Here is a 6,167-nt window from a genome sequence, read left to right as displayed (position 1 = left end):
GAATTCCTGCCAGTCGCCGTCGTTGGAGACGACGGTGCTGGAATGGGTACGGCGGATCGGTGCGGGCGTCGACAGCGGTCGCGAAGGCGCAGGGCTGGCAGCCTTCGGCGCGACCTTGGCGGTCACCGCCTTCACTGMGACAGCGACCTGGTTGTCGAGGCGGAAGATCGCCACGGCGTCGGCCAGCTGTGCGGCCTGGTCTTCCATCGCCCGCGCGGCGGCGGTGGCTTCTTCCACCAGCGCGGCGTTCTGCTGGGTGGTTTCGTCCATCTGCACCACGGTCTGGTTGACCTGCTCGATGCCGGCGGACTGCTCCTGCGAGGCGGCGGAGATCTCGGCCATGATGTCGGTCACGCGCTGCACCGACGCGACGATCTCGCCCATGGTGCTGCCGGCCTGGTGGACCAGGCTGGAACCCTCGGCGACCTTGCCGACCGAKTCGTCGATCAGSCCCTTGATYTCCTTGGCGGCGGCGGCCGAGCGCTGGGCGAGGGTACGCACYTCGCTGGCGACCACGGCRAAGCCACGGCCCTGTTCGCCGGCACGGGCCGCTTCCACTGCGGCATTCAGCGCCAGGATGTTGGTCTGGAAGGCGATGCCATCGATGACCGAGATGATCTCGGCGATCTTCTTCGAGGAGGCTTCGATGGCCGACATGGTGGTGACCACCTGGCCGACCACTTCACCGCCCTGCGAGGCCACGCCGTGCGCACCGATGGCGAGCTGGTTGGCCTGGCGCGCRTGYTCRGCRTTCTGGCGAACGGTGGAGGTCAGTTCCTCCATCGAGGCGGCGGTTTCTTCCAGGTTGGCCGCCTGCTGTTCGGTACGGCGTGACAGGTCACTATTGCCCGAGGCGATTTCGCCTGAGGCCAGGGTGATGCTCGAGGTGCTGGCCTGGATCTGGCTGACGATCTGGGTCAACTGGGCGACGGTGGTGTTGGCATCGTCACGCATGCGGGCGAACACGCCGTGGAACTGGCCGTCCATGCGTGCGGTCAGGTCGCCCGCGGCGATGGACTGCAGCAGCTGCGACAGCTGGCCAAGATTGCCGTCGGCGACCTCCATCATGCTGTTGAGCTGCTCGATCATCACGCGGAAATCGTGATCGAAGCGCTGCGCATCGCCGCGCTGGCTGAAGTCGCCGGCGGCGGCGGCCGATGCCAGCTGCTGGATCTGCGTGTTGATGGCCAGCAGGCTGGCCTTGGCCGCATCCATCGATTCGTGCAGGATCGCGCGGCTGCCCGGCAACCGGCGCGCATCGGGGGTGAGGTTGCCGGTGGCGTACTGGTTGAGCACATCGATGGCATCACGGATCGCATCGAGGTGTTCGAAGATCACCGTGTTGATGCCGCCGGCGAGCTGGCCATAGACGCCCGGGAAGTCTTCCGGAATGCGGTGGCTGATATCGGGGCCGGCATGCATCTGTGCCATCAGCTGGGTCTGCTCGGAGAAGCGACGCAGCATCGCGGTCATCTCCGCGGTGGCCGCCAACATGCGACCCGCCTCATCCTTGCCGGTGGCCTGGGTAGTGACGCTGAGATCGCCGCGGGCGACGGCCTGGATGGCGTGCACGGCCTTGCCCAGCGGGCCGACCACGGCGCGCGAGATGATCACGGCCAGGGTGGCGGCGACCACGACCAGCAGCACGATGGCGGCGATGATGGCCAGCATGCTGTTGCGGTGGGTCGCGTTGGCGTCGTCGATCTTGCCCTGCATCTGGGTTCCCAGCAGCGCACCCAGCGCCTTCAGGTCTTCAAAGGCTTTGCGGCGCAGGGGGCGCGACTGCTCATCGGAAATCTGCCGGGCCGCTTCGCCATCACCGGCGGTGGCCGCTTCGCGCAGCTTGGTATTGGCGGCGAAGTAGCCATCGACGTCGGCCTGCACGGCCTGGTACAGCGCGCGTTCCTTGTCGCCGGCCGGCAGTTTGGCATAGGCCGCCAGCTGCTCGCGCACCACCGCAGCGGTGTCGTTCATGCGCTTGTTGTAGTCGGCGACCTTCTCCGGCTGGTCCAGCATGCTGATCTGGGCCAGCTCATAGGTGCGGAACTCACCCAGCTGCGAGCGCACTTCACCGAGGTACTGCACCGATGGAATGTCGTTGGTCGCCATCGAGGTCAGCTTGGCGTTGGCTTCGGACAGGCGGACCAGGGCGAACGCACCCAGCACGACGGTCATCAGGGTGGTCAGGGTGAATCCCACAGCCAGCTTGCGGGCGATGGGCAGATCGTGGAACCACTTCATGCAGGGTGCTCCAAGGTGGGCAGAATACCGGCGGCGGCGCCGCGGGCAAAAGGTCGTTGCAGGAGGGAACGGTGGTGCCGGGTGAAGGATCGGTGACTGCCGTCAACCCGAGATAGCGGCGCAGCTGCGCCGTACTTTATGGACCGATGTCACATTCGCTGGCGTAGGGGAAACCAACGGAAAGCAAGCAGTGGCGGGGCTTTCGCCGTGGCGGCGTGGTTTCAGGCGAAACCATGCGCCCGATCAGGTTCAYGACACAGGACGACGGAGTTCACAGTTGCGGGCGCCGCCGCGTTGCGCGTGGGTACGATTGCGGCCTGCGCCCGCGCGCAAACGAAAACCGCCGCCCCGGAGGGCGGCGGTCAGGTACAACGTGTAGCGCAGCTCAGGCGGCCTGCGGTACCCGCAGCGAACGCACCAGGCCGCCGATGTCGACGATCAGGGCGACGCGGCCATCGCCGAGGATTGTGGCACCGGAGACCCCGCCGATGCGGCGGTAGTTGTTCTCGATGTTCTTCACCACGACCTGCTGCTGGCCGACCAGTTCGTCCACTTCCAGCGCGATCTTCTGGCCATCGCCTTCAACCACCACCACCAGCGATTCACTGCCGGGTGCACGCTGGCCATAGCCGTAGTACTCGCTCAGCGACAGGATCGGCAGGTATTCGCCACGCACGCGCAGCACGCGGCCTTCGCCGGCCATGCTGCGGATGTCGTCAGGCTGCGGCTGCAGTGCTTCAAGCACGTAGGCCAGCGGCAGGATCAGGGTTTCGCCGGCCACCGCCACGGTCATGCCGTCGAGGATGGCCAGGGTCAACGGCAGCCGGATCAGCGTACGGGTGCCGGTGCCGAGGCCGCTTTCAATCTGCACCTCGCCACCGAGCGCCTGGATGTTGCGGCGGACCACGTCCATGCCCACGCCACGACCGGACAGGTCGGTGACCGCATCGGCGGTGGAGAAGCCGGGCTGGAAGATCAGGTCCCAGACCTGCGAGTCGGTGGGGTTGTCCGGTACGGCCAGGCCGCGTTCCTGCGCCTTGGCCAGGATCTTCTCGCGGTTCAGGCCGCGGCCGTCGTCGCTGACTTCGATGACGATGTGGCCGCCCTGGTGCGAGGCCGCCAGGGTGATCGTGCCGGTCTCGTCCTTGCCAGCATCGCGACGCACGTCCGGCATTTCCAGGCCGTGGTCGATGGAATTGCGGACCAGATGCACCAGCGGATCGGCGATCTTCTCGATCAGGCCCTTGTCCAGCTCGGTGCCTTCGCCGATGGTGCGCAGGCGCACGTGCTTGCCCAGGCGGCCGGACAGGTCGCGGACCAGGCGCGGGAAGCGGCGGAACACTGCGTCGACCGGCAGCATGCGCACGCCGATCACAGCCTCCTGCAGGTCACGGGTATTGCGTTCAAGCAGGTCCAGGCCGGCGAACAGGCTCTCGGCATGCACCGGGTCCAGCGCGTGCGAGACCTGCTTGAGCATGGCCTGGGTGATGACCAGCTCACCGACCAGGTTGATCAGTGCATCGACCTTGTCGACGCTGACACGGATGGAGGTTTCTGCTTCCTGGCTGGCCCCGGTGCTGGCCGTCGGTGCGGCAGCGGCGGGCGCAGGGGCAGCGACCGGCGCGGCAGCCGGTGCCTGGGTGGCCAGGCTTGGTGGTGCGGCCGGACGGATGTCCAGTTCGCAGTCGTCCAGCACCCAGGCGAAGGTGTCTTCGATCTTGCTGCGCGGCACCTTGCCGACCAGGCCCAGGTCCCACGCCAGGTGGGCTTCAAGCGGGTCGAGCTGGGCGAAGCCGGGCAGGCGATCCATGCGCGCGGCCACCTGCAGCGAACCCAGGTGTTCCAGTTCGCGGATGATGCGCAACGGGTCGTTGCCACTCATGAACAGTGACGGCGCCGGGGTGAAGCCGATCTGCCAGGCTTCCGGCGTGTCGTCCACCTTGCTGGCGGCAGCGGGTGCAGCGGCGGCGGGTGTCTGGCCGGACAGCACCGCTTCCAGGCGCGCCTTCACCGCAGCGACCGCTGCAGGATCGGCGGGCTGGCCGTGCTCGGCCTCGCGCAACAGGGCGCGCAGTACGTCCACCGACGACAGCATCGCATCGACGGCGTTGCCTTCCAGTGCGCGCTTGCCGGCCCGCAGCTCATCGAGCAGCGTTTCCAGCACGTGGGTCAGCCCGGCGATGGCATCGAAGCCGAACGTGCCTGCGCCACCCTTGATGGAGTGGGCGGCACGGAACACCGAGTTGATGATCTCCGGGTCCTGTTGTCCCGATTCCAGGGCCAGCAGGCCAGCCTCCATGGCGTCGAGGCCTTCGCGGCTCTCCTCGAAGAAGGTGGCGTGGAAGCGTTGCAGGTCCATGCTCATGGCAGTGGCAATCCGGAAGCGAAGAGGGGGAGCAGTGCGGGGCGATCAGCCCAGSACTTTCTGCACGGTGGCSACSAGCTGTTCGGGATTGAACGGCTTSACCAGCCAGCCGGTSGCACCGGCGGCCTTGCCTTCGGACTTCTTGTCCGCTGCCGACTCGGTGGTCAGCATCAGCATCGGCGTGAACTTGTAGTCCGGCAGCTGGCGCAGTTCGCGGATCAGCGCGATGCCGTCCATGTTCGGCATGTTGACGTCGGTGACCACCGCATTGAAGCGCTGGCCCTTGGCACGTCCGAGCGCGACCGCGCCGTCTTCAGCTTCTTCGACGGCAAAACCGGCCGAGGTGAGGGCGAAGGAAACCATCTGGCGCATCGACGCCGAATCGTCCACCACCAAGATACGTGCGCTCATGCAGCGTTCTCCACAGATTTCAGGTTGTCATGGGGTACGTCCAGGCCCAGGGCCTGGGTGACGCCCAACAGGCGTGCAGCGTCACGGAAGGTTGCAGTGCAACCGTGGAAGCCGGTGCCCAGGCCTGCCTCGCGGCGGGCCTGCACGAAGGCGCACAGCACCTGCATGCTGGCGGTGTGGATGCGGCCGACCTGGCTTGCATCCAGGGTCAGCTCGCCTGCTTCCGCCACCAAGGGCGAAAGGCGGTTCTTGAGCTCGGTGCTGCTCTCGATGCCGAGATCCTCACCCAGTTCGACAGTGCTCATCGTTGCTCCGGACAAACGGTTCCAGCATTCATAACGGCACCGTGGGGCGGTTCTTTAGGGGTATCGGCGCTGCGCGCCGATTCAGAGCACGGATTCACCCCAGCAGCTGCGTGGCGTCGAGCAGGATCATCGGCCGCTGGCTGATGCGGGCCACGCCACGGAACAGTTCATTGGAGATCTGGCAGATGCGGGCGGTATCGGGTGGTTCGATCTGCGAGTCGGTCAGGTTGGCGACGTCCTCCACGGCCGACACACGCAGGCCCAAGGTCTCGCCGTTCTCTTCAAGCACGACGATGCGGGTCTGCGCGTCATCCTCGGCGGAGGCCGCACCCAGGTGCAGGCCGAGATCCATCACCGGCACCACCTGGCCACGCAGGTTCATGATGCCGAGCATTTCCGGGGCAGTGCCGCGCAATGGCAGCAACGGCACCGGCAGCACCACTTCCTGCACCTTCAGCAGTTCCAGCGCGTAGGCCTGGGTGCCACAGCGCAGGYGCAGCCAACGCGACGTGCGTTCGCCGGCGCGGCGGTTCTGCGGATGCGGGCTGCTGGCGGGCTGATGCGCCTGGGCCTGCAGCTCCTGCCAGGAACCGGGGCGGTTGCTGGAGGGGGTGTCCACCGCGAGCCGTGGCGGCGATGCGACGGCGGCGCGGGTCATCGATGGCATCGGTGCTGGTGCGGGGCGCGCGGCGGCCTTGGCAACGGCCGGCGCAGCGATGGCAGCAACCACTTCGCCGTCGGCGGCGGCTTCGAAGGCGGCCTGCAACCCGGGGCTGTCGGTGTGCGCCAGGCTGTCGGCGGCGTCGGTTTCGTAGATCACTTCGTCCGGCAGGTCATCCCAGGTG

Annotated in this window: 5 protein-coding genes; all 5 read right to left on the bottom strand. The window is 67.0% G+C overall.

The window, feature by feature from the left end; all coding sequences use genetic code 11:
• Positions 1-2,241, bottom strand: a 2,241-nt coding sequence (locus AC1VAN_RS08085; RefSeq protein ID WP_480985594.1) for a methyl-accepting chemotaxis protein, incomplete at its 3' end; no start/stop codon positions are given.
• Positions 2,242-2,626: 385 nt separating this feature from the next.
• Entirely contained in the window at positions 2,627-4,606 is a 1,980-nt protein-coding gene (locus AC1VAN_RS08080; protein WP_282280120.1) for a chemotaxis protein CheA, read from the bottom strand.
• A 45-nt stretch (positions 4,607-4,651) separates the two neighbouring features.
• The gene (locus AC1VAN_RS08075; protein ID WP_025878971.1) at positions 4,652-5,017 is read right to left on the bottom strand and encodes a response regulator; all 366 of its coding nucleotides are present in this window, start codon (positions 5,015-5,017) and stop codon (positions 4,652-4,654) included.
• The gene (locus AC1VAN_RS08070; RefSeq protein ID WP_032975458.1) at positions 5,014-5,322 is read right to left on the bottom strand and encodes an STAS domain-containing protein; all 309 of its coding nucleotides are present in this window, start codon (positions 5,320-5,322) and stop codon (positions 5,014-5,016) included. The genes AC1VAN_RS08075 and AC1VAN_RS08070 overlap by 4 nt, the downstream gene beginning before the upstream one ends.
• Positions 5,323-5,416: 94 nt before the next feature.
• The coding region (locus tag AC1VAN_RS08065) for a chemotaxis protein CheW (RefSeq protein WP_480985593.1) at positions 5,417-6,167 on the bottom strand (751 nt) is incomplete at its 5' end.

It is taken from the genome of Stenotrophomonas sp. 05L44_2 (assembly GCF_056665995.1).
Note: the sequence above shows the minus strand (reverse complement) of the source record. Positions and strands in the feature narration are given on the sequence as shown.